We start from the raw sequence: 21,565 nt of genomic DNA, 5'->3' as shown, positions 1-21,565 counted from the left end.
CTAACCGTCAACCATCACCTGGAACCGTCAAGCATCGAGCGAGACACCGTCAAGCATGTCCCAGGACCGAACTGTCAAGCATCTCTCCGGACCTCACAAGCGGGGACGACTCAATGGCCGTTGACACTCGTGTCCCTGCGTCTCCATCGTTAAAGCCTCCCCACATCGGAGCCTTCGCGCGCAGACAGGGTAGAAGGAATTCGGCCGGGAAACAGGAACTTGACCGCAAAGGGCCCTTGTGGACGGCATAGTTCTCGCGTGACCACATCAGAGCGTCTCGACATGCCTGCCCGTCGCCGCCGTCACGCTCGGCTGATCGCCACCCTCACCCAGTTGATCGGTGACTGCGCGGCCGCTGCTGGTGAGGTGTACGGGCCGATCGCCGACGCCCCGCCTGAGCAGGCCGGCGTGGCCGTGAGCCGTCGGGCCATCGCGGAACTCAGTGTGTCCGCAAGCATTCGACTGGACGACGCCCGGGCAGAGGACGCCACACGCTGGCCCACCGTCGTCGCGCAAGAAGAGGCGGATAGCCGGCGGACCTTCGCAGCGCGGTGCGTCACCGCTGAACTCGAACAGGTACTGAACGACGTGGGGTTCGGCGCCGGCGACCACCCTCAGCCGTTGGACGCCGAGGCGCTGGTGACGGCGCCGCAGTCAGCCGCCATGAGGCGAGCGGGAGTTGGCGGTGACTTCCTCGTGGCGTTGCTGGAGGACCCCGAGCAGGCAGTCATCTGGGTACGTGGGGTAGCGGCCTCGGGAGAGTTCACCGTCGATCAAATCCTCGACGAGGCGGTCGACACCGCCATGCTGTCCGGGTTGATCTCGTTGCGCAAGGCGCAGTCCGAGGCCGATCCGAGCACTGCGGCCGAAGGATGTCTGGCCGCGAGCCGGCACTTCGCGCTGGCGGTCTCCGTCGCCTCCGCCGACCTGGAAGAGGCCATGTCTTGACCTCGGCGCTGACCTCGGGCAGCGGCAGCTCCCCGGTTGCGCATCATCGTTGGGCCGCTCGGTTTCAGGAAGCCGTCTGGTCGGCGGGATACTTCGGTCATGTACGCCACGGAGATCTCAGCCACCATCCGAGCTCGGCACGCTTCTGGGGCTCGGCACGACTTCACGGCCGTGTTGGTCATGAAGTCCGCCGCGCCGCGGCCGGACAACAGGGCCCCCGTGGCGGTGGAGACCATCGAGAAGTGGGCGGAGAACGAGCTCACGAACCGCACTCTCACGGAGGTGCTGGGGGCCTCGCCATCCGCCGAACGCGTCGCCCGGTGGGTCTACGAGTCCTGGGCCGGGCAGATTCCGGACCTGGCGGAGACCCGGATCTCCCCGGAGCCGGGCACCTGGGCCATCTATCGCCCTGAACCGGAGTGATGGCCAGCGGGCGGCGACGGTTCCTCGGCAGAGGGTGTGCGGCCCCGGGGTAGCGCGTGAGAGAACGCGCCTGATGACGAGAGAGACGTCATCTGGGCGTTCGATGCGTGGAGTTCCTGGGCGTTGCTCGCGTTGCTGGGGTCGCACCGCCGGCTGACGACTCGCCGGCGGGATTCTCTCTGCCTGGCCCGACACCGCCGTCAGCTGTCGTCGTTAGACGGCTCGTGACGACACCACACGACAGTGCTGCGGGACGACAGCTCCCGCAGCCGTTGCGCAGCAACCAACGCGTTCTCGTCAGTCCCGAAGATGCGCAAAAGGCCCTCGCGGGTGCGCTCGCGCTGGGCATGGGATTCCGGCTGGAGAACGTGACCATCCCTGGTCCGCGCGATGGCGACGAGTCCGAGGTCACCATCTGGGTGGCGACCATGGACGACTCGATCCCGAGTTGGGAGAACTGGACCCGGAACTGGAACGCCCCCTCCACCGAAGCGCCCCCGAACCCTGCGCGCGCGACGCGTGCCGTCCGGCAAGAGGAGAGTGCGAATCCTCGGGAACGCGCGCTTCAGCTGATCCGTGATGCAGGCGTGACGGGAACCGGGGCATCAGCTCTGTCCGCGCAGCTGCGTGCCGAGGGCTACTCCACGTGCCGGCAAACGGTCCAGCAGTGGCTCGGCGAATGGGCCATCACCGGCCAGGTCCTCCGACGCGACCAACACCCGGTGGCGTACGTGCACCCCAAGGCTTCGCTACCCGTGGTGCCGGCCCAGCAGCCTGTGAGGCGCCGGGCTGGAGGAAACTGACCGGCGATCATCCACGAGGGGCCGAGGTTTACGATCTCCATCGCATGCCATGTGACGTAGCGATCCACGCGCTGTCCGCTTCGTGCTCACCGAGCACCACCAGCAGCCTCGCCCCCGGCGTGATGCTGATCGCTCAGCCTCGCCGAGGGCCACGGGCGGTGACGAGGAGCATGACCAGTTGGGCTGCCGCAGTGTCCAAGCCCATGCGGTGGGCTGCCGACTGGTCATCGCTGGAGACCATCATTCCGGCCGGCCGGTGCGCGCTCTGGCAAGCTTCTTCGGACCTTGCCGCCGCCGCGGCCAGGCTGACACGCTGGACCATCGAGATCAACGCGTCATGACGACCCAGCGGTTGCCGTGACGCACGACGTGGGGGCATGGCACGGCATGCTGATTGAACGGGCGGACGAGCGAGACCTGACCAAGGCGCTCATGAAGGATGCGGCGCTGTGGTCGCAGGACGCCCTCACCTCAGCACGTGGCAGCGTGGTGCACGACGCCGAACGAACCGCGCGCCTTCTGGCGGCCTGGGCGCAAGTCATCGCGGCCGGCACCAAGACCGTCACTCCTCTGTTCGCGGACACCCACGAGTCCTGGGCGAGACTCGGGGCAGACCTGGCCACGGCCGCCGACCAGGGCCTGGTGGGCCTGCTGGAGAAGGCAGCCCGCCGATGCGCCACCGACCTTGAGCCGCAGGATCGGGCCAAGGTTCTCGCCCGCCTCGCTACCGGCGTATCTCCTTTGATCCGGCTGGCCGGAGGGCTGGATGACCTGTTGGAGGCCGCAGCGCTCCACCGCGCGTGCGTGGCGGGAGTGGAAGCCGGGTGGCTGGCCGCTGCCACCTGGATCGTGTGCGCGCTGAGTGAGAACGCCCAGAACGCCAGGGTCTCAACGCTCGCCGCGGACCGAGTCGGTCACCTCATCGACGCGGGGCGCGGGGCAGACCTGTGGCACACCTGGTCACGGGTCGCTGCCTCCATGATGTCCACCGCGTTCCTGAAGGAGATGGCGCCCCAGGACGTCGGCCTCCGGGGGTATCCTGCCGGGCTGTGGCAGCGTGCTGTTGAGGCGGTTCACGCCAGCGACGACCGCCAGATCGAGGACGCGCTCGCCGAGTTCCGCGCCCAGCAGCGCGACATCCAGAGCACGCTCTGCTTCGAGCTCGCCATGGCGATCGCCGCCCACCGCGCCCTGCCCTCCTCCCGTGAGGCGCGCCGTGCCGCCGGCGGCGAGAGGGATTCGCAGGATGAGGCTCTGCGCAGCGCCGTCGGTGACGTGTTGGGCAAGCTGCCCGACGACGTCGTTGAACGTACCGGTCGTATGCATGCCCTCTCCCGCCGCGCGGTCCTCGCCTATATCGACGCAGATCGCGAGACGCTGGCCGCGGTGGTCGACCGGGTCGCGACGTGGGATGACGATCCCGGCCGTCGCCCGTACTCCTTGCCACGCTTCCGGTTCGCCGCCCGACAGGCCCTCTCCCTGGGCAACGACCTCCTGCGCCTGGCGGAGGAGTCCGGAGTGCACATCACGAACCCTGAAGCCGCGGACCTTGCCGCTCCGCTGGTCGACCGCCACGCTCCGCACGAGCTCCAGCAGGGCGCGCAGCAACTGCTCGCTGCGGTGAAGACGGCCGGCAAGGAGGGAGTCGACTTCGACCAAGACGCCGCCGAGAGCTCTGCTGGGCTGGTGGCGTTCGCGGCCTTGGCGGCGGGAGTGACGCAACACCCTCGTCTCCGTCTGGCTCGGGAGCGGGTGCGTCTCAACCTGATCAAGGAAATTCGAGAGAGCGAGGCCAAGGCGCTCCGGATTCCCGACCGCGAGATGGTCACCGAGGTGAGCGATGTTGAAGCGCTCGCCTTCCTCGAGGACCTTTACGGCCCCGACCTCCCGCTTCCCCGCGACCCGCATGAACGGGCAGTCTGGGAGCACGACATCGTCGCCATCATCCAGCAGCACCTCCTAGAGTGGCCCGCGGACGCCACTAGCCCGCAGCAGCGGCGAACGCTCGATATCCGCATCAAGAACGTACTCCGCGCAGCCGCGGGGACGCTTCAGCGCACCCCGCCGGACCGCAGCGCCGTAGTGCGCAAGCAGCCGAAGAAATCCTCGAAGCGGAAGCGGAAGGGCAAGTAGCCACGGATTAACTGCTGTTCGTCACGGCGACCAGGGGCCTGGGATGTTCGGGGCGAAGGCCCGACGGCTGATCGTCCAATACGTGGACGGGTTGAGCGTTGATCTGGAGGGGTTCGCCGGTGCGTCCCAGGGAGTGTAGGCGTTCCTGAGTATCGACGACGCACTGGAGGGAACGGGACGAAGGCCGCGTCGCCCATCTGAATATGGACAGACTTCAGGTGGTTGCGGCCCGCCCCAGGCACGAGACGTGCTCGCCCTCGGGGAAGTCACGTGGGGTGCTGTCACGGGCCAGGGCGTCGCTCAGCGCGTCCTTGCGGATAACGCTCGTGGGCCGCCAGCGCGCTGCGGCGATCGTCGCGAAGCCCGTGTGCTCCGTCAGCGTCCCGACCGCGCCCAACAGAGCGCGAGGCGCCCTCCGCATCCCCGCGGGATGGCCTCCCTGCGCACGCGCACTACCTTGGGACAGCACCGGGCACCTCCCCGAACGGGGTCACCCGCAACGGGACCGGTCCCTCCTTCGGGGGAGGTACCTGTGTCGTCCCCACCCTCCACAACTCTCCCGGCTCCGTGGGCAGGGCACCGACGAACGGCCGCTTCCTCCCGTCGGAGGCCCACGGCAGCCGCTCCCGCATCGCCTTCACGCCCCACAGGTCGGGAAACAGCCGCCCGCTGAACTCAACGTGGCCCTGCCCCACGGCTGCTGCGCACCCCATCGACTCGAAGCTGAGGGAAGGCACTACCAGGACCGGCCAAGACCCGTCAGCCGATCGCTCCCCCCATGCTTCCACCGCGCACTCGCTCGTCACGGTCACGTCCCCCATGGCATCGGAGATCGCGATCGCCCGGGTCAGCCATGGCCCCCCGCATCGGATGTCCACCTCCAGCCGCTCCCATTCATCGGGATGTCCGTCCGGAAGGCTGACGTGAAACCTCGACCGCACGCCTTCAGCCGTCTCATGGTGCGTCGTGAGACGGACCTCCGAACCGGCGAGCACGAAATCCCCAATGGGGGTGCGGAACCGTTCGTCGTCTATGGACGTGACCCGCAGCGTTGTCGCACTGAATGCCAAGGGGCTCATGGGCAAAGCATGTCAGAAGACGCGACGGTTCAATGCCTGCAATAGGAATAGGAGATCAGGCCCCGCTGATCCGGACCGCATCTGCCAAGTTCCGCTGGCATAGCACCAGCCGACGGTCCGTGCCCTCCTGCGTCAGGCGCGCGGTGTACAGGCCGGCACGACTGCCGAGCGAGACCCTTCCGAGTTGGGTCAGGAGTTCCGGGTCGCATGGCAGCAGCATCTGTTCGGCTTGGGTCGCGTCAGGGTCCAGCGAAACGAGGTCGAGACGCTCGCCGGTCCATCGAGCCCACATGCCGAACGTGGGCCAGGCTAGGGCGGGGTTCAACGCGGGGTGGAATGTCGTGTTCCGTGCCGGTCCTTGGCGCCGGGGTGCGGTCTCGTCGCTGCTTGCTACGACGCGTTCGGCGTTCGGCCGAGCCAGAAGGCGGCGACGGACGGCCGGTCGATTCCTGCGGTCGAGCCGTCGTGGGGAAACAACTCGGTTGGGGCGATGTAGCCGTCGCCCGGGTCGAGGCGGATACGTAGGCAGCGCAGCGGGTGTCCTGCGGCAACGTACTGGCGGGTGTCCTCGGTGTGCGGGTAGTGCCGCTCTGGAGCGTTGTGAATCACGCGGCAGATCTGCTGGACGTCGTGGTCGCCGACGAGCAGGTATCGCGGGCCTGGACCGAGGTTGAGGCAGAGCCGTCGTCGGCCCTGGTGGCGGCGGTGGTACGGCAGCCGGTCGAAGTTGTCGACGTGCAGGCCGATCCGGCGGCCGGTGGCGGAGTCCTCGGTGGTGGTGACCCAGTTGCCGGGGCTGGCGGCGCAGCCCAGGAGCTTGGTGGGCCAGCGGCCGTCGAGGGCGTCGAGGCGGGCGGCGGCTTCGAGGCGGCCCTTCCAGGCCGTCGTGGTCGAATTCCGGCAGCTGACGGTGGACGAGCTCGATGCGGACGCTATCCGGCGCCGCGTCGTCGGCCTGGTACTGCTTGGCCTCCTTCACCGCAGGGCGGACCATTCGTCGCCGGGGACGACGGCTCCGTGGTCGTAGCCGGGCTCGCTGCCGGATCGCCGTATCGGTGCGGTGTCGCATTGGTCACGTATGTCGTCGAACGTGTCGAACACGAGTCGCGGGCCCATGGCGGTGCTTCCCTGGGACGGGTGCGAGGGCTACTTGTCGTCGAGGTCTTCGCCGAAGGTGACGTCCAGCTCGGCGGCGAGGGCTTCCGCCAGCTGGAGCATCTGGGCTTGGTCGACGATGACCTGCTTGAGCGAGGAGAGGCCGCGGAGCTGGGAGAGGGTGTTGCCCCGTAGGTCCAGGCCTCGGTACTTCCCGCCGTCGAACTCGGTCAGACGTAGATCGCAGTCGTCGATCAGGGTGCTGGTCAGGTCGGCGGCGGCGAAGGTGGTCTCGCGCAGCGAGGACTTGGAGAAGATCACGGGGCCGGCGGCCCGGACGCGGGTGAGGGTGCTGTAGTCGAGCTTGCAGTTCTCGAACAGCACGTTGTCGAGCGTGACGTCTTCGAGTGTGGCGCCCATGAGCTTGCAGTCGCGGAAGACGGATCGGGAGATCTTGCTGTCGGTCCACTGCAGGGAGGCCAGGTCGCAGCTGATGAACTCCACGGAGTCGACGCGGAGCTTCTCCAGGCGGGTGCGCTGGGCCTTGAGGCCGGTGATCCGGCCGTCGAGCATGTGGGTGTCAGCGAGGTCGAGGTCGCGCAGATCGGCGTCGGCGTACTGGAACTCGGCCAGCCGGCCTCGTCCGCCCTCAAGCGAGGTGACGTTGGAGAGGTAGAGGCCCGGCTCGTTGAAGGCGGGGAGGGTGACGCTCGTCCGGCGGATCGTGCGGGTGTCCATCAGAAGCCTTTCAGCGCGGTGACTCGTCTCGGGGTGCTGCCGCCCCCGGAGGGGCGGCAGCACCGAGCGGTTACTTCTTGTTCCAGTTGTCCCAGGTCGGACGGTTGTCGAAGGGGGCCGGGTTGTTCTTCGCCCAGTTGTCCCACGTGGGCCGGTTGTCCCACGGTGTTCCAACAATCAACGGGGCCGGGTCGTCGTGCAGGGCTATCAACTCCATCACGACGGGGGCGTCGGATGTGGCGAGTCGGTCCAGAAGCGTCATGCAGCTGACTCCTTCGTTGCGAGAGTGGACAGGGCCGTGACCAGGGCCTGCCGGGAGACCCGGCAGTAGTTGGTCTCGGTGGACTTCAGGCTGTCGTTCTCGAAGTAGCGGTTGGCGGCCTGCGCTCCGCGGCAGAAGTCGAAGAACTCGCACTCGGCCTCGCAGCGGTCCAGGCCGGTAAGGAAGTCGCGTACGTAGCGGAGGCGGTGGGCATCGCGGAGGATCTCGGTCAGGGGCCGTTCGAGGATGTTGCCGGCCGCGAAGTCGTCGTACTCGGGAGCTGTCGTGTCCGCGAGTTCCGGGGAGAGCAGGACCACGTCGCCCTTCCACGAGACGGTCGGAATCGGGTCCAGGAGGCGCCGGGACCAGTCGGCTCTGTGTCCGGATCGGATCAGCCGGAGATAGTCGGCAAGGCGGGCGACTTCGCGTACCTCCGGGGCATCGGGGTGCTGCCCAGACCAGGTGAGGACGCGGCGCCAGAAGTCCTCGGCCTGTTCCGCGCTGGGCGGCTCCCGGTCGGTGTTGACCCCTTCGATCTCCTCGATGTTGAAGCCCACCGAGCGTGCACCCAGGGAGCCCAGGAACTCCAGCAGCTCCTCCGGCATCGCGATGCCCAGGGTGCCGACCACGGAGATGACCGAGAAGGGGACGCCGTGCTCGCGCAGAGTCGTGATGCCGCGAAGGATGCGGTCGAAGGCGGACTTGCCCCGAAGATCGACGCGCTCGGCGTTCAACTTGGCCGGCCCGTCGATGCTCACCCCGACACGGACGTCGTGCTCGGCCAACAGTTCGCACCATGTGTCGGTGATCAACGTTGTGTTGGTCTGCACGTAGTGATGGATGCGGGCCGCGTGGCGCAGTTCTTCGAACGGTGCCAGCAGGGCCCGGAAGTTCTGCTGGCCGACGGCGAATGGCTCCCCGCCGTGCCAGACGATGCCGATCGGCTGGCCGCTGTCGTCGAGCTGGCCCACCGCCCGCGCCAGGGCCGCGGCGACCTTTGGGGACATCTGATGCTTGAGCTTGCGAAAGGGCAGGTAGCAGTACCGGCAGTCCAGGTTGCACCAGGTCGTGGGCTGTACCACTACGGTCTGCGGGGCTGCGAACCGCCGCTGGTATTGGGTGCGCCACGGGGACGGGCGAGAGTGCATCGGTGTCCTCTCCACGACGGACAAGGGCGGCTCGACCGTGGGCCAGAGGCCGCGGGCCGGGATGCCACCACCATCCATCCCGTCGTGACGTGCACGCGATGACATCGCGTTGTCATCGCTGCTGACATGTCATCCACTCGGCGATGACAGCACACCGAAGCCACCTGATCTGTATAGGAGTTCGGACGGATGCGGGGTGGTCTATCGTGGCGGGCGTGCCTCGCTCGATTCTGATCCATGACGGCCAGACCTCCCGTGACGTCGGTCTCGTGTACTGCTGCTCGGGCTACCTCGTCGAGGATGGCAAGGTGCTGCTCGTGCACCACAACCGCTTCGACAAGTGGGTCCCGCCCGGGGGCCACATCGAGCCCGGCGAGTCCTTCGCGGGCACCGCGGTGCGCGAGTTCAAGGAGGAGACGGGCCTGGTGGTCGAGGCGATCTCGAGCCAGCCGGCCATCCATCCCGCCGACCATAACGCCACCCCCGAGCCGGTGCCGTTCTACGTGGACATCGAGCGCGAGGGCTTCGCCACTCCGGCGCTGGTCCAGTTCTTCTACGTCCGGCGGCAGCCCGGCACCCGTGGGCAGGCCGTCGAAGCGGAGTTCGCTGAGGTCCACGGAGCACAGTGGTTCGGCCTGGAGGACTTCGACGCCCTTAAGACCTTCGACCAGGTGCGCTCGCTGGCCCGGTTCGCCCTGCTGAACTACCCGGTGGCTGAGGAACGCGCCCGGCCGTAGCCAGCTGTGCCGAGGCGCGGCCCCGTTGTACGAGGCGGCGGGCTATCGCTCCAGGTAGGCGGCCAGCAGGAGTTCGGACTCCGCAGAGAGCGTCGCGACACGGATCTGCTCGCCGTCCTGGTAGGTGAGGCTGCCGGACACCTCACCAACGGCCGGGTGGTAGTCGCTGCGGGTCAGCGAGGCCAGGACGGCGGTGCGCAGGCCCTCACGAAGCGCGAGCGAGAGCCCGAGCGGTATGGCGAGGTCAACGGCAGGGTCCGCGAGCGCGGCGCCGACGAGCGCACGGGTCTGCTGCACCGTCATCAGCTTCGGTTGTCCGCTCATGGTCTCTACTATCCTCCGTCCCCCGCAGGACGCTGCCCCGCGAGGCGATATCCGCCGAGCTCATCGACCGTCGCGGCCAGGAGGAGGCGGGCCGGGGCGCCGCCGAAGGCTGTGGATACCGCCTGGTTCAGCCGTTGAACGTACTTGGGCACCGAGGAGGGTGCGACGTACAGCGTCGCCGCGATCCGCTCGGTCGTCAGCCCGTTCGCGGGGGCGTCGAAGATGGCCTTCACCAGGTCGAACAGACGCGCCGTCAACTCGCAGACCGTCGTGCCCTCGCTGCCGCGGGCACTGATGCGCACCGTACGGCCGGGGCCGAGCTCGACCTGCTCGATGACCACTGCGGCTGAAGACTCGCTCCCGTCCTCAGCACCGCTGTCGGACAGGCTTACCCGAGCCAGGCGCTGTACCGCTTCCTCGTAGGCTGACACTGTGTAGTACGCGGCCCGGATGGTCGCGCGTTTGCCCGAGGCCCCGGGCTCGTTCCACAGTCGGGCGGTCGGGTCCCACAGGTCGTTCATCAACGTCCACGCCTTGGCGAGCCGGGGATCGCGCGGATTGGCGCCGGCCCGAACAGCGGCCTGGGTGCACAGCGCGTAGGCCATGTGCTCCCAGGCCGTGCCCTGCACGTCCTTGTCGTCCTCGACGAAGGTCTCCCAGCGGTGGTGGTTGTGCAGCAGCCACTTGCCGGCCTCGACGACTGCCTCGGACAGCCGCTTGTGCTGCACGGGGCCGTGCACGCCGCCCGCTTCCCGCGGGTCGTCGCGGTATGCGGGATCGCCACCCGGCCCGGTGCCGGAGGCGACGGCCGACAGCGCGAGCAGACACAGCGCGGTCTTGCTCGGGCTCGGATCGGTGTCCACGTAGGTGCGCCACCCCCAGGCCCCACTCGGGCGCCGGTGGTACAGCAGGCCGTGCACACCGTGGTTGATCAGCAGTTCGACCCGATCCAGCAAATCGCTGGTCTCCGCCCCGCCCGGCAGGACCAGCCCCGGGCCGAGGTCGTGGAGCGCGTCGCGTAGTTCGGCGAGCCCGTGCACCGCCAGGGCGGTCTGGTGCAGCGAGGTGTCGTCGAGCCCGAGAACCTCGGGCCAGCCGTGATCGACCTGGTGGTCCTCCAGCCAGCCGACGCACCAGGCCGCGGTCTCCGCGACGCCGTGGTGGTGAAAGAAGCGCGGGTGCGAGAGAAGCCCGACCAGACCAAAGGCGATGAACCGGGTGTGTTCGCCGCGGCCACCCTTGTGGCGGGGCCGGCAGTGGTCCGCGATGGCGCCGGTGAGGAAGTCGAGCGCGCGCCGGACCGGCTGGCCGCCGACGCCGGCGGCTCGCAGGATCGGCAGGACCTCGCTGGTGTTGACGATCGACGAGACCGAGGTCAGGGTCAGACCCCACCCGCCGTCGTAGCCCTGATTGTCCAGCAGGGTCCGGGCTGCCTCTCCCGCTCTGGTCTCGAATGCCGCGAGTCCCGCTTGCGCACTCTTCATGATTCGCCTCCGCCGGCCCCAGACGCCCGGTCGGACCGTACCCAACTCACCTGATCTCAAAGCGCGTTCAGTGCTCGGCGGCTACGGTGCGTGGGCATGAAACCGTTCGTGTTCCAGCACGCCCAGGACGTGTGGCCCGAGGGCGAAACCCTGCTCCACGTGTACCTCACCCCACACGATCAAGATCGAGAGCTGGCCGCGCTCGTCGCCCGCGCACGAGCAGTCCTGCAGGACTTCCCGATCACCTGCGTCGAGGACCGCTGGCTGCACATCACTGTCGACCAGATCACCGATCGCGTGGGCCGAGCCATCCCGCCGGCCGAACGCCAGACCCTCGTGGACGAGCTGACGAAGCGGCTCGCGGACATCGAGCCGTTCGACGTCATGATCGGCTCGCTCATGTCGTACGCGACCGGGGTGATCGCCGACGTCCATCCCGACGGGCCCCTCGACACCCTCCACACCACCGTCCGCGCCGCAATCCAGGCGGTGCGCGGGCCCCACGCGACGGGCTACCCCACCAAGGTCCCGCACCTCACCCTCGGATACGCGGCCGAGGAATGCGACTCCGACCAGATCCAAAGGAAGCTCCGCAACGGCGTACGCCCAGGGCACGCCCCAATTCGGGTAGACGCAGTTCACCTCGTGGACGTCACGGCCGACGCCGCGGCCAAGACGATCACTTGGGACCACGTCGCGTCGATCGCGCTCGGCGCGGGTTACTGAAGGGCGCTGTTCAGGACGCCGGTCGGTTGCGCACTGGGCGTGCAGCGACATCGGCCGCGTACGCCGCCCAGTCCCCGTTACTAGCCTGCCTGCCACTGCACGGCCACCGAACGGTGGATGCCCAGCATCCGCGCCAGGATCGCCGCCGGAACTCAGAGGCCAGGGTGAACAGTGCCGTGGCACGGTCGTGTCGCGGGCTGACGCCCACCGCCCGGAGCCGAATGACGAGTTGGTCACCGCTGAGCGGCTGCCCCGGCAGCCGCCCCGCACCGCGGAGATGACGCGTAAGGTCGCCGGAGCCCTGGAGATGGAGCCGCAACCAGCCCGCGCGTGACGGGCGCAGGTCACCGTCGCCTTGGCTCTTACGACGCATTCCCTCGACCGCACCTATGGCCCGGCCCTCCCTGGGAGAGGGAGGGCCGGGCCACGGTCGTGCCAGGTCACGAGGCGATGGCGACCTCCAACTGGGCGGCAAGGTCGGGGTCGGGGCGTGGGACGTCGCCGAAGTAGGGGTCGTGGTCGACGTCCAGGCGGTTGATGGCCGCGGTGAGGTCGCGCCAGGGGCGGGTGGCCCGGGTGGCGCGGGGGGCGGGATGGTCCAGGCTCAGGGAAGAGACCGTGCGCAGGAGCATGGACTCGGCGGTGGTGTAGCCCTGCTCGAAGAGGGTTGGTTCCTCCCAGGCGTAGAAGGTGCGCAGGGGGTGGGTGGGGAGGTGGTCGAGGACTTCGAGGGCGGTGGCTTCGTGGGCCCAGTGATGGGCGTCGCGCATCTCGCCTCGTTGCATGTGGAGGAGGTAGAGGCACAGGGCGGCGGTGGATTTGCCGGCTCCGGCGCTGAACTGCCACCAGAACTGGGCGCCTTCGTGGCGGTCGGCGAGGTGGAGGAGGCAGGCGAAGATGAGGGCGCCGTCGGGTTCGATGCGGGTGGAGTTGACCAGGCCGGCGATGTCGGCGGCGGCGTGGGAGGTGCGGATGACCAGGCCGGCGAGCTCGGTGAGGTCGTGGGCGGCTTGCTCCTGGAGGGCGATGGGGGGTGGGGGGAAGCGGCTGTCCGGTTCGTTGTGGCCGGGGGTGTGGTGGAGGAGGAACCGGTGGGCGTAGGAGTCACGGTTGAGGGCTTCCTGCCACAGGGTGTCGGCGATGTCCTCCTCGATCTGCCGGCGGGAGGCGACGATCTCGGGATCGTCCTCGGGCGGCGTCCCGGTGGGGGCCGTGGGCACGGCCGCGTTGCGGAGGTAGTCGTCGATGCTGGGGCGGAATCTCATGTCTATGCATCCTCGTCGTCGGTGTACGGATTGAAGGCCAGGTCGAGGTCGCGGGCGATCTTGGCTTTGGCCATCCGTCGGTGGGAGCGCACGGTGGGCAGGGAGATGCCCATGATGTCGGCGACCCGGCGGGGTGGGAGTTCGAGGACGTACTGCAGGACGATCACGTCGTACGGGCGCTCCGGGAGCCGGGCGATCGCGGCGTAGAGACCAAGCTGCGATTCCAGGACGGCGAACCGTTCTCGGTAGGAGTCCAGGATGGCGCGGTGGAAGGCCGCGGTCTCGGTTAAGGCGGGCTCGCCACCGCGGGTGTCGAGCTCTTGCTGGATGGCGATCTTGAGGATGGCCCAGGCGGTGGCCTCGGGCGATGCTTCCCTCATCAGCCTGGCCCAGTTGACGGCCAAGTCCATCATCACGCGGTGGACCACGCGCTTGGCGACCTCGTCGTCGCCGATCAGGAGCTCGGCGTAGCTCTTGTAAATCTTGTAGTACTGCTGGTGGAAGGCCCAGAAGGCGGGAGGGAGACGGCGGGTCAGCTCTCTGACCGCGCGGTCGGCTCCCGGGGGCATATCAGGGATGTCGCTCACTCCTGATCACCGTCCTCGCCTCGCAGCGACACGGCGGTCGGAGACGCCGGCGGTGAGGGATGGCGGTGGTGACGTTCGGCCATGGCCGCAACGCCGACGCGCACGCCCGCCCCCAGCAGCCATCGGAACAGAGTCAGCACGTCGGGGCCGAACACACGCAGCCCAAGGAGCAGCGTCAAGACGCTGATCGCGTCCATGTGGCTCAACGAGTCGAGTCCTTTGAGACGAAGGGCAGCCGATCCAAGAGCACCCCCATCTCCGGACCACGCTGAAGAGCGTCGTCGCTCTCAGCCACCAGCAAACCGCAACGCGTTGCCGAACGTTGATGCCCCCTCGCACTTTTTTCGGAACTCAAGATTCCGCACCACGGCATATGCCGTGACGCCAGGGCCGCGTGAGACGTCATCACGACTCGAACCGCTCGCCCACCTGCGAGAATGTCGCCTTCGGATGCCGCGCGCCATCCCGCCAGCTTTTACGTCCGTATGGGCATATCCCCAGTCGATCACCTAGAAGTGGCACACGTCACATGAGCGTCCAGTGTCACGCCCGTGCCGTTTTCGACGGGCGGTGTCCGCCGGCGACCAGCGGCCCCTCCCATGTCCATGGGGGCTTCGAGGCTCGGTCACGCCTCCCGCGTGTAGACCCGTGCGAGTCCGCGGTGCGACCGAAGCACACGTCGGCCACCGCCGTCATCCGGAGCGTCGGGCAGGTGATCACGGCGGGCTCAGCCCGGCCCGCGACGGGCAACAGCAACGCGCTGTCCCAGCACGGCCATGAGGCCGCCGGCGCGCGCGACACGGCCCTCCCCGACGGTGTCGTACACGACCACACACTCGGCACGGCCGCCGTCTCCAATCCGAGGTAGCCGCACGGTTGATGAGCGAGGATTCGGATCCGTCACCTGCTCACCCAGGGCTGGTCGCTCCGGGACGCCGCATCACGCCGTGGGTTGCTCCGCGCCGGCGAGGTGAGAGGGCAGGACGCGGCGCAGCCACGCCGGGTCTGCTTGCACAGTCCGCAGCCGGGCCAGCGTGTCTCGATTGGAATAGCTCTTGTAGTTGGTGCGGAAACGGAGCTGAAGTTCTCCCGGTACCTGTTCGCGGTGGGAAAGTTCGATCGTGCACTGCTGGTCGTACTTGGGGTCGAGCCACGGTGCGCCGCAGTCGCAGTGGTGCTTATCCACTGTGAGGGGAAGTCCCCAGCGTGGATCGGTGAGATGGGCGATGAAGGTGTCGTGGGGCATCGGGACGCCGTATTCGTGGCGTAGTTCGAACCTCCACTCGTCGACCGTCAGCCAGTAGCGGGTGCAGTAGGCGGTGCTGACGGTGTGGAGGAGACCGACGCGACGCAGCAGCCCACTGGGGAGCCATGCGGCTTCGTCCTCCGCCTGGCACAAGGTCGGATGGTCGTGTTCGAAGAGTTCCTCGGCCGAGGTCATGCGCGGTTGGTCCCAGCAGGGCCGGGCCCCGGCCTCACGAAGCCCGGCCGCGCGCCAGCGCAGCACCTCGCGCCAGTCGGTGTCGCCACTGCTGGTGAGCGTCAACCGGGCCCTGGTGCCCACCAGGGTGAGGTGCAGCGCATGGCGCGTGACCGCGGCGACGCGCAATCCTCGCACTCCGTGCAGCGGGTCGGCAGACTCGATGGAATCGGGCAGTTCGACCGGGAGCAGCCCTTCGATGGCATGACGCGCCAGTGGGTGTCCGTGGCGAGTCTCCGAGGAGTCCAGCACGACGGTGATACTCGTTGGGCCCGGGTGGACAGCCGCGATGCCCACCGGGTGGGGGAAGTAGTCCACGTCGCCTCCCAGGTGGGTGAACACCCGCCCTTCCAGGAGACGTTGGGCGCCCTGCGCCGGGGGAAGGGGTGCCTCGCCGGGCTTCAGAGCCGCGACGCGTGCGAGCGCCTTGTGGTAGCCAAGGCCGGTGAAACGGGCGTACTGCTCGGCCCGGCGCTGCGTGAAAGTGTTCGGCATAAAGACCTCCGGCGACCGCCGACCCGGCATGCCACGAGGGGAACGAGGAATCTGCAACGCGTGTGGTTCGTGGGCGGGACCCGGTCCCTTCACCCGCTGCTGGTGCCATGGTCGGACGGCACCGGGGCTGGCCTCCCATCGGCAGGCCGAAAGCGATCATCCCGTTCGCGGTGCCCGGTGCGGCCGCGACACGACGACGCCGCACTCGGATGGAGCAGTTCCTCATGCCGCCCCTGTATCCGCACCGGATCTCATCCCGAGAGGCGGACCCGGGTGACGGTGAATACGGGGCGGCGCCAGCCAGCACCTCGGTCTCTAGGCCGGGCGGGACCCGACGTGCCGTGGTTCGAAGCGGGCAGCGAGCCGGACTCCGGCTGACCCGACCGGACCGTACAGTCCATAGCCGTCTTCCCCCTGGGCTGAGCAAGGGATGCGGGGTACGACGAGCGGTGGAAGATCGTCAAGCATCCCAAGGCCGAGGGGCCGCCATCTACGCGGCTCTGATGGGCCACCCCCTCCCTGCGTAACCCGGAGGCGCGTGGTGCGCCACCTACGGCAAAGGCCTCATCGACAAGTAGCCCAGCGCCTCTTCCTCGGGAGGCGCATCCACGGGCCCACGATTCGTCTTGGGCCTGGCAGCACTTTCCCGTGCGGCAGCGTGGGCGATGACTTGGTCGAAGATCTCGTTTTCGCTCAGCTCTTCCAGGATGACGCTGGCGACCTGGGGGGCGGCGGTGTACGAGCGACGCCGATCGTCACGGCTGAAGGGCATGCGGTGTCTGCCCACCAGTTGCCCGGTGGTGTTGGCCCATCTGATGCACGCCTCGACCCGCTTCATGGCCCCCATCCCTCCTTCGGGGTCCAGGTAGTCCTGCATGGCCCGCTTCTCGACAGGTTCTCCCGGAGTCATGCAGATCCGATAGGCGAAGACCTGGACATCGAGGGTCGTCGGAAGACCTCGGGCCCACGTGCGGACCATGTCCTCGGTCCATGCCCCCGACTCCGGACGCCGCGGATCACACCAGATCTCGTCCTCGGCCAGCGGCGGAGGCGCCGGCGGCAGCTGGGAGCGCGCTTGCCTCCCGTAAGCAGTGTTCACCACCTCGCACACCTTCTCGTAGGAATCAACTTCCGTGTCGATGGTGAAACGCATCGTCCGTTGTCTCCCTCTCATGGCCGATGGCGGCACAGGGGTCACGTGGCGACTATCCCGCTCGGCGCGGGCGTCTGAGGAGCGCGGGGCCCGGATGGAGGGCACGACCCAGCAGATCGCGCGGCCACGTCCAGCACAGACGCTACCCAATCGCCGCTGCCCGCTTGCCGCCGCGCGGCACCGAGCGGCGGGCGGGCCCGGGCCAGCGCTCCGATCACCTGCGCTTGCCGAGCGTCGGCAGGCCGCCCGACGCCGCACGTACGCTGCGCCCACGCTCGGTTCCCCGCTTCGCCATCATCAGCTGCCGGGCCAGGGCGCTGCAGTGCGCGGCCTCTTGCGTGGCCCCCGCGGCTCTCTGAATCTGGCCGGCCGCGAGGAGGGCAGCTCTGGTCTTCTTGTAGAGCGTATCCGCTACCGGTGACACCGCACCCCGGATGCGGACCGCGCCTGGTGAGCCCCGAAGGCACAGCATCAGCCGTCGGTCGGTAGGTTCATCGACCAATCCCACGGCGTAGAGGCTGGCCCGGCTTCTGCCGAGTGAGATCTGCCCGAGTTGGAGCAAGAGTTCAGCGTCAACGGGGAGGAGAACCTGCTCCGGTCGCGCGCCGCGTGCGGGCGCCAGCGAGACGAGGTCGACGCGTTCCCTCTCCCGTCGGACCCACACAGGTAATGAGGGCCAGGTGATGGCGGGGTCGAGAGCGGGATGGCGCGGCGTTGCGCTCATGAGCCGGTCTCCGGGGCCCTGGGGGCTCGAGGTCGTGGCTGTGCCATCAGGTCCCGCCCGGCGGGCCACCCTCGCCAGGAGGCGGCAACGGAATGCTGGTCGACGTTGTCGGTTGAGCCGGTGTCCTCTCGTCGGTCACAGGCTCGCGGACCGGATCTACCCCGCAGCGAAGAATCCAGATCAGCTCCCCGTTTTCCAGCCGCATGTCCAAGCTTCCTTCGGGTGGCGGATCGTCGTGGACGTGCTCGACGGTGCCGATCGTCCCTTCAGGTAGACCAGGGTCCTCGAAAGTTGTCGGCGGCGGGTGAATCGTGACCCTTTGACGGCGAGTCAAAGCTGACCCATTTCATGATCTTCCTACCATTCTGATCTTGATCAAGATCGGGAGGAAAGGGGTGATCCGAGTGGAGGACTGGGCAGAGATCCGCCGACTGCACCGGGCCGAGGAGATGCCGATCAGGGCGATCGCCAGGCATTTGGGCATCTCGAAGAACACCGTCAAACGGGCCCTGGCCAGCGATCGGCCGCCGGTGTACTCCCGGCCAGTGAAGGGCTCGGCGGTCGACGCGGTCGAACCGGCTGTCCGTGAGCTGTTGAAGAAGACGCCGACGATGCCGGCCACGGTGATCGCCGAGCGGATCGGCTGGGACCGTGGCATGACGATCCTCAAGGAGCGGGTGCGCCAGCTGCGGCCGGCCTACCTGCCGGTGGACCCCGTCTCCCGCACCACCTATCAGGCCGGTGAGCTGGCCCAGTGTGACCTGTGGTTCCCGCCGGTGGACATCCCGCTGGGCTATGGCCAGCAGGGGCGGCCTCCGGTGCTGGTGATGGTGGCGGGCTACTCGCGGGTGATCGCGGCGCGGATGCTGCCCACGAGGATGACCGGCGATCTGATCGACGGACACTGGCAGCTCCTGCGCGGCTGGGACGCGGTGCCCAGAATGCTGGTATGGGACAACGAGGCGGGGGTGGGCCGCGGCCGGGTGCTGACCGGGGACTTCGCAGCCTTCGCCGGGCTGCTGGGCATCCGGGTGCATCTGTGTCGTCCCAGGGATCCCGAGGCCAAGGGCCTGGTGGAACGGGCCAACGGCTATCTGGAAACGTCGTTCCTGCCCGGCCGCACGTTCACCGGTCCGTCCGACTTCAACACCCAGCTTCAGCAGTGGCTGACCATCGCCAACCGGCGCCAGCACCGCGCGCTGGGTGCCCGGCCTGTCGATCGATGGGAGGCCGATCGGGCCGGGATGCTCTCCCTGCCACCCATCGACCCGCCCCGCTGGTGGCGATTCGCCACCCGGATCGGCCGCGACCACTACGTGCGCGTGGACACCTGCGACTACTCCGTCAACCCCCTGGCGATCGGCAAGAAGGCCGTGGTCCGCACCGACACCGACGAGGTCATCGTCACCCTCACTCCCGGCGGCGCCGAAGTCGCCCGCCATGCCCGCTGCTGGGCCCGCCACCAGACCCTCACCGACCCCCACCACGCCCGCGCCGCCGACCTCCTGCGCGCGGACCACCGCCGCACCGTCCGCGCCACCGCGGCCCGCCAACAGACCGCCACCGGCGCGGCGACCGACCTGGTCGAGGTCGAACAGCGCCGCCTGGACGCCTACGACGACCTGCTCGGCATCCTCGACGACCCCACCACCCCCGCCGCCCTCCCGCCGCAGGAGCGCTGATGCCACCCACCCAGCCCAAGGCCACCACCCCGACCACTGGTCGGCAGACAGCCGCTGACCTCGCCTTCTACACCCGCGCGATGAAGGCCCCCGCCCTCCTGGACGCGGCCGAACGCCTCGCCGAACGAGCCCTGGCGGAGAACTGGACCCACACCGAGTACCTCACCGCCTGCCTGCAACGCGAGGTCGCCGCCCGCGAATCACACGGCGGCGAAGCCCGCATCCGCGCTGCCCGCTTCCCCGCCATCAAGACCCTCGAAGACCTCGACCAAGGCCACCTACGCGGCATCACCCGCCAGCAAGTCGCCCACCTCGGCACCCTGGACTTCATCGCCGCCAAGGAGAACGTCGTCTTCCTCGGCCCACCCGGTACCGGCAAAACCCACCTCGCGACCGGCCTCGCGGTCCGCGCCTGCCAAGCAGGCCACCGCGTCGCCTTCGCCACCGCCGCCCAATGGGTCGACCGCCTCGCCGCCGCCCATCACGCCGGCCACCTCCAAACCGAGCTCACCAAGCTCGGCCGCTACCCCCTCCTCGTGGTCGACGAGGTCGGCTACATCCCCTTCGAAGCCGAAGCGGCGAACCTGTTCTTCCAACTGGTCTCGAACCGCTACGAACGGGCAAGTCTGATCGTCACCAGCAACAAACCCTTCGGACGCTGGGGAGAGGTCTTCGGCGACGAGACCGTCGCCGCCGCCATGATCGACCGCCTCGTCCACCACGCCGAGGTCCACTCCCTCAAAGGCGACTCCTACCGCATGCGCGGACGCCGCCTCGGACGCGTCCCAACCCAACCAGAAACCGACTAACATCCGACAACCAAGACGCGAACGGGTCAGAATCCACCCGCCCAAACCGGGTCAGAATTCACCCGACGCCGACAAAAGTGGTCATCACTCGCTGACCGAGCTGGATGTCGCTCTCCACAGGTCTCAGTCTGCCGCCGATCCCGCACACCCACCAGATCACCAAAGGGCGACTTCACGTGAGCGGGACGACGTTAGACGATGCGCATCTGGCACAGCGGCCTGGCCGCTGCGGCATGGGCCAGCCCGAGCTGCCGTGTTGGCCTGCGCTCGGGTGGCCATCTTTCCGATTCCCTGCTCGCTCACCACCCGCCCCTCGCCCCTGAGGGACGGCCAAGGGGTGCCTACGCGATCCCCAAGTCCTTGGCCGCTTGCCGCAGCCGGCGCACTGTCACCATGGGCTCGTTCCGCAGCTTGTCCGTCTCCGCGATGAACGCCTCCCGCAGTCCCTGGTAGCGCTTTTCGTCCGTCACCGGCTGGTCGATGTCCTTGAGCATGTCGAGCCACATCCTCAGGTCCTGCTGCGGCTCGCGCAGCACGAGGGAGCTGCGGCCCACCTCTGCTGCCCAGCCGATCTCAGCCGCGATGTCGATGCACAGGTCGACGGCCTCTTCGTCAAGACCCGTCTGTGCCGCAAGGACCTTCCGGTCGTAGCTGACGCGAAGCTCGTCTCCGAAATCCATCGGACCACGCAGTCGGGAGGCTAGTTGGTAGAGGCAGACCCTCACCATGTCAGGCATGCCCGCGTCGCGCATCAGGTCGATATAGTCCTGCCGCTCGTCCGCGCTCTTCGTCGGTGTCGCCATAGCGCCCAGGATTGGCGCTGCCGCATCGTTTTCCACATGCCGCGCCCTCCGAGGCCGCAGCCCGCCAGGAGGCAGCGCTGACGGTGGAGAACCGCATGCTGCTCGCTTAGAACGCGACACTGAGCTGTGACCTGGAGACCATGTGAGCGGAGCTGCGGGCCATCCGCGCCCGAGACCTCGCCGCGAACGCGCGCGGCGACCTCACCTCGCCCCCGAAGCGGGACGCCGAGATCGAGGCACTGCGCCGCGAACCGGCGGAGGCCGTGGCCGTAGTGCGGTGCGCTGAGGCTGATCTGCTGGCACAGCGCAATGTCGTCCAACGCCTCATCGCCGAGAAGACCCGGCTGCTCAGGCACAAGGTCCTGCCCGAGCACGGCTGAGCTGCAGCCCTCTCCCCAGGGCCGCAGCGTCGGGCTCGATCGGCGCACCGGGGCGTCACCTGGGTGGCGCCCCGGTGCGCCGAGGGGGGCCGGTGTTCTAGCCCTCGCCGATGGCGATGAACGAGAAGCCCCGGTCGGCCTGATCCTGATGCCGGTCACCGGTGCTGAGGTTGAACTCGCGATAGCGGGTGGGGTGGTCAAGGCGGCTCGATGATCAGGCCGGTCTCGACGAGGCAGCCGTCGAGCAGGTGCGGGCGGTACTGGATCTTCTTCAGCTTGCGCTTCAT

21 protein-coding genes are annotated in these 21,565 nt (G+C 68.3%); 8 read left to right on the top strand and 13 right to left on the bottom strand.

Annotation, left to right across the window (positions count from 1 at the left end):
- Nucleotides 1–258: 258 nt before the first annotated feature.
- The 4 genes from RNC47_RS33150 (at nt 259) to RNC47_RS33135 (ending at nt 4,307) form a co-directional block, all read left to right on the top strand.
- On the top strand, nt 259–948 hold the full coding sequence (locus tag RNC47_RS33150) for a hypothetical protein (protein WP_311604241.1): 690 nt from the start codon (nt 259–261) through the stop codon (nt 946–948).
- A 99-nt stretch (nt 949–1,047) separates the two neighbouring features.
- Nucleotides 1,048–1,371, top strand: coding sequence for a 6-carboxytetrahydropterin synthase (locus tag RNC47_RS33145; protein ID WP_311604240.1), 324 nt, complete (start codon nt 1,048–1,050; stop codon nt 1,369–1,371).
- Between the two features lie 224 nt (nt 1,372–1,595).
- Entirely contained in the window at nt 1,596–2,174 is a 579-nt protein-coding gene (locus tag RNC47_RS33140) for a hypothetical protein (RefSeq protein WP_311604239.1), read from the top strand.
- 357 nt (nt 2,175–2,531) lie between these two features.
- Entirely contained in the window at nt 2,532–4,307 is a 1,776-nt protein-coding gene (locus RNC47_RS33135; RefSeq protein ID WP_311604237.1) for a hypothetical protein, read from the top strand.
- A gap of 452 nt (nt 4,308–4,759) precedes the next feature.
- On the opposite strand, the gene RNC47_RS33130 is transcribed toward RNC47_RS33135, so the two are convergent.
- From RNC47_RS33130 to amcB, 5 genes are all read right to left on the bottom strand, one after another.
- Nucleotides 4,760–5,386 carry a hypothetical protein gene (locus RNC47_RS33130; protein WP_311604235.1) on the bottom strand — a complete coding sequence of 209 codons (627 nt, stop codon included), beginning with the start codon at nt 5,384–5,386 and terminating at the stop codon, nt 4,760–4,762.
- Between the two features lie 390 nt (nt 5,387–5,776).
- A complete protein-coding gene (locus RNC47_RS33125) occupies nt 5,777–5,995 on the bottom strand; it encodes a hypothetical protein (protein ID WP_311604233.1) in 219 nt (72 codons plus the stop codon).
- A 537-nt stretch (nt 5,996–6,532) separates the two neighbouring features.
- On the bottom strand, nt 6,533–7,219 hold the full coding sequence (locus tag RNC47_RS33120) for a pentapeptide repeat-containing protein (protein ID WP_311604231.1): 687 nt from the start codon (nt 7,217–7,219) through the stop codon (nt 6,533–6,535).
- A gap of 70 nt (nt 7,220–7,289) precedes the next feature.
- Complete coding sequence (gene amcA, locus RNC47_RS33115) at nt 7,290–7,481, bottom strand: multiple cyclophane-containing RiPP AmcA (protein WP_311604229.1); 192 nt, start codon at nt 7,479–7,481, stop codon at nt 7,290–7,292.
- Nucleotides 7,478–8,629, bottom strand: a complete 1,152-nt coding sequence (amcB, locus tag RNC47_RS33110; RefSeq protein ID WP_311604227.1) for a cyclophane-forming radical SAM peptide maturase AmcB — start codon at nt 8,627–8,629, stop codon at nt 7,478–7,480. Before amcB ends, amcA begins: the two co-directional genes overlap by 4 nt.
- A gap of 215 nt (nt 8,630–8,844) precedes the next feature.
- Here amcB and RNC47_RS33105 point away from each other — a divergent pair, with 215 nt between their 5' ends.
- A complete protein-coding gene (locus RNC47_RS33105) occupies nt 8,845–9,366 on the top strand; it encodes an NUDIX hydrolase (RefSeq protein ID WP_311604224.1) in 522 nt (173 codons plus the stop codon).
- A 42-nt stretch (nt 9,367–9,408) separates the two neighbouring features.
- Here the strand turns inward: RNC47_RS33105 and RNC47_RS33100 are convergent, their stop codons facing one another.
- Both RNC47_RS33100 and RNC47_RS33095 read right to left on the bottom strand, forming a co-directional pair.
- Complete coding sequence (locus RNC47_RS33100; protein ID WP_311604223.1) at nt 9,409–9,690, bottom strand: hypothetical protein; 282 nt, start codon at nt 9,688–9,690, stop codon at nt 9,409–9,411.
- An 8-nt stretch (nt 9,691–9,698) separates the two neighbouring features.
- On the bottom strand, nt 9,699–11,174 hold the full coding sequence (locus RNC47_RS33095) for a prenyltransferase/squalene oxidase repeat-containing protein (RefSeq protein ID WP_311604222.1): 1,476 nt from the start codon (nt 11,172–11,174) through the stop codon (nt 9,699–9,701).
- Between the two features lie 96 nt (nt 11,175–11,270).
- Between RNC47_RS33095 and RNC47_RS33090 the strand changes: the two genes are divergently transcribed.
- Complete coding sequence (locus tag RNC47_RS33090; protein WP_311604220.1) at nt 11,271–11,900, top strand: 2'-5' RNA ligase family protein; 630 nt, start codon at nt 11,271–11,273, stop codon at nt 11,898–11,900.
- Between the two features lie 440 nt (nt 11,901–12,340).
- Here the strand turns inward: RNC47_RS33090 and RNC47_RS33085 are convergent, their stop codons facing one another.
- The 5 genes from RNC47_RS33085 to RNC47_RS33065 all read right to left on the bottom strand — a co-directional run bounded on the left by RNC47_RS33085 (nt 12,341) and on the right by RNC47_RS33065 (nt 16,880).
- Nucleotides 12,341–13,165 carry a hypothetical protein gene (locus RNC47_RS33085; protein ID WP_311604219.1) on the bottom strand — a complete coding sequence of 275 codons (825 nt, stop codon included), beginning with the start codon at nt 13,163–13,165 and terminating at the stop codon, nt 12,341–12,343.
- A gap of 2 nt (nt 13,166–13,167) precedes the next feature.
- Nucleotides 13,168–13,752, bottom strand: coding sequence for a sigma-70 family RNA polymerase sigma factor (locus RNC47_RS33080; protein WP_311604218.1), 585 nt, complete (start codon nt 13,750–13,752; stop codon nt 13,168–13,170).
- Nucleotides 13,749–13,958 (bottom strand): hypothetical protein, encoded by a 210-nt coding sequence (locus RNC47_RS33075; protein WP_311604217.1) that lies wholly within the window; start codon nt 13,956–13,958, stop codon nt 13,749–13,751. The genes RNC47_RS33080 and RNC47_RS33075 overlap by 4 nt, the downstream gene beginning before the upstream one ends.
- A 734-nt stretch (nt 13,959–14,692) precedes the next feature.
- The gene (locus tag RNC47_RS33070) at nt 14,693–15,727 is read right to left on the bottom strand and encodes a hypothetical protein (protein WP_311604215.1); all 1,035 of its coding nucleotides are present in this window, start codon (nt 15,725–15,727) and stop codon (nt 14,693–14,695) included.
- Between the two features lie 550 nt (nt 15,728–16,277).
- On the bottom strand, nt 16,278–16,880 hold the full coding sequence (locus RNC47_RS33065; RefSeq protein WP_311604214.1) for a hypothetical protein: 603 nt from the start codon (nt 16,878–16,880) through the stop codon (nt 16,278–16,280).
- Nucleotides 16,881–17,999: 1,119 nt separating this feature from the next.
- Between RNC47_RS33065 and istA the strand changes: the two genes are divergently transcribed.
- Both istA and istB read left to right on the top strand, forming a co-directional pair.
- Nucleotides 18,000–19,286 (top strand): IS21 family transposase, encoded by a 1,287-nt coding sequence (gene istA, locus RNC47_RS33060; RefSeq protein WP_311604243.1) that lies wholly within the window; start codon nt 18,000–18,002, stop codon nt 19,284–19,286.
- A complete protein-coding gene (istB, locus tag RNC47_RS33055) occupies nt 19,286–20,095 on the top strand; it encodes an IS21-like element helper ATPase IstB (RefSeq protein WP_311604212.1) in 810 nt (269 codons plus the stop codon). Before istA ends, istB begins: the two co-directional genes overlap by 1 nt.
- A 341-nt stretch (nt 20,096–20,436) precedes the next feature.
- On the opposite strand, the gene RNC47_RS33050 is transcribed toward istB, so the two are convergent.
- Nucleotides 20,437–20,898 (bottom strand): hypothetical protein, encoded by a 462-nt coding sequence (locus RNC47_RS33050; RefSeq protein WP_311604210.1) that lies wholly within the window; start codon nt 20,896–20,898, stop codon nt 20,437–20,439.
- Between the last annotated feature and the right edge of the window lie 667 nt (nt 20,899–21,565).

Origin of the sequence: Streptomyces millisiae (genome assembly GCF_031845425.1) — a bacterium.
In the GTDB taxonomy this organism is placed as follows: Bacteria; Actinomycetota; Actinomycetes; order Streptomycetales; family Streptomycetaceae; genus Streptomyces; species Streptomyces millisiae.
This window is presented reverse-complemented; position numbering and strand designations above follow the sequence as displayed.

Bases quoted from the DNA above. Each gene is read 5' to 3' on its own strand.
- RNC47_RS33130 (WP_311604235.1), bottom strand. From the start codon at position 5,386: ATGAGCCCCTTGGCATTCAGTGCGACAACGCTGCGGGTCACGTCCATA.
- RNC47_RS33085 (WP_311604219.1), bottom strand. From the start codon at position 13,165: ATGAGATTCCGCCCCAGCATCGACGACTACCTCCGCAACGCGGCCGTG.
- istB (WP_311604212.1), top strand. From the start codon at position 19,286: ATGCCACCCACCCAGCCCAAGGCCACCACCCCGACCACTGGTCGGCAG.
- RNC47_RS33050 (WP_311604210.1), bottom strand. From the start codon at position 20,898: ATGGCGACACCGACGAAGAGCGCGGACGAGCGGCAGGACTATATCGAC.
- amcB (WP_311604227.1), bottom strand. From the start codon at position 8,629: ATGCACTCTCGCCCGTCCCCGTGGCGCACCCAATACCAGCGGCGGTTC.
- RNC47_RS33090 (WP_311604220.1), top strand. From the start codon at position 11,271: ATGAAACCGTTCGTGTTCCAGCACGCCCAGGACGTGTGGCCCGAGGGC.
- RNC47_RS33120 (WP_311604231.1), bottom strand. From the start codon at position 7,219: ATGGACACCCGCACGATCCGCCGGACGAGCGTCACCCTCCCCGCCTTC.
- RNC47_RS33065 (WP_311604214.1), bottom strand. From the start codon at position 16,880: ATGCGTTTCACCATCGACACGGAAGTTGATTCCTACGAGAAGGTGTGC.
- RNC47_RS33145 (WP_311604240.1), top strand. From the start codon at position 1,048: ATGTACGCCACGGAGATCTCAGCCACCATCCGAGCTCGGCACGCTTCT.
- amcA (WP_311604229.1), bottom strand. From the start codon at position 7,481: ATGACGCTTCTGGACCGACTCGCCACATCCGACGCCCCCGTCGTGATG.
- RNC47_RS33095 (WP_311604222.1), bottom strand. From the start codon at position 11,174: ATGAAGAGTGCGCAAGCGGGACTCGCGGCATTCGAGACCAGAGCGGGA.
- RNC47_RS33100 (WP_311604223.1), bottom strand. From the start codon at position 9,690: ATGAGCGGACAACCGAAGCTGATGACGGTGCAGCAGACCCGTGCGCTC.
- RNC47_RS33070 (WP_311604215.1), bottom strand. From the start codon at position 15,727: ATGCCGAACACTTTCACGCAGCGCCGGGCCGAGCAGTACGCCCGTTTC.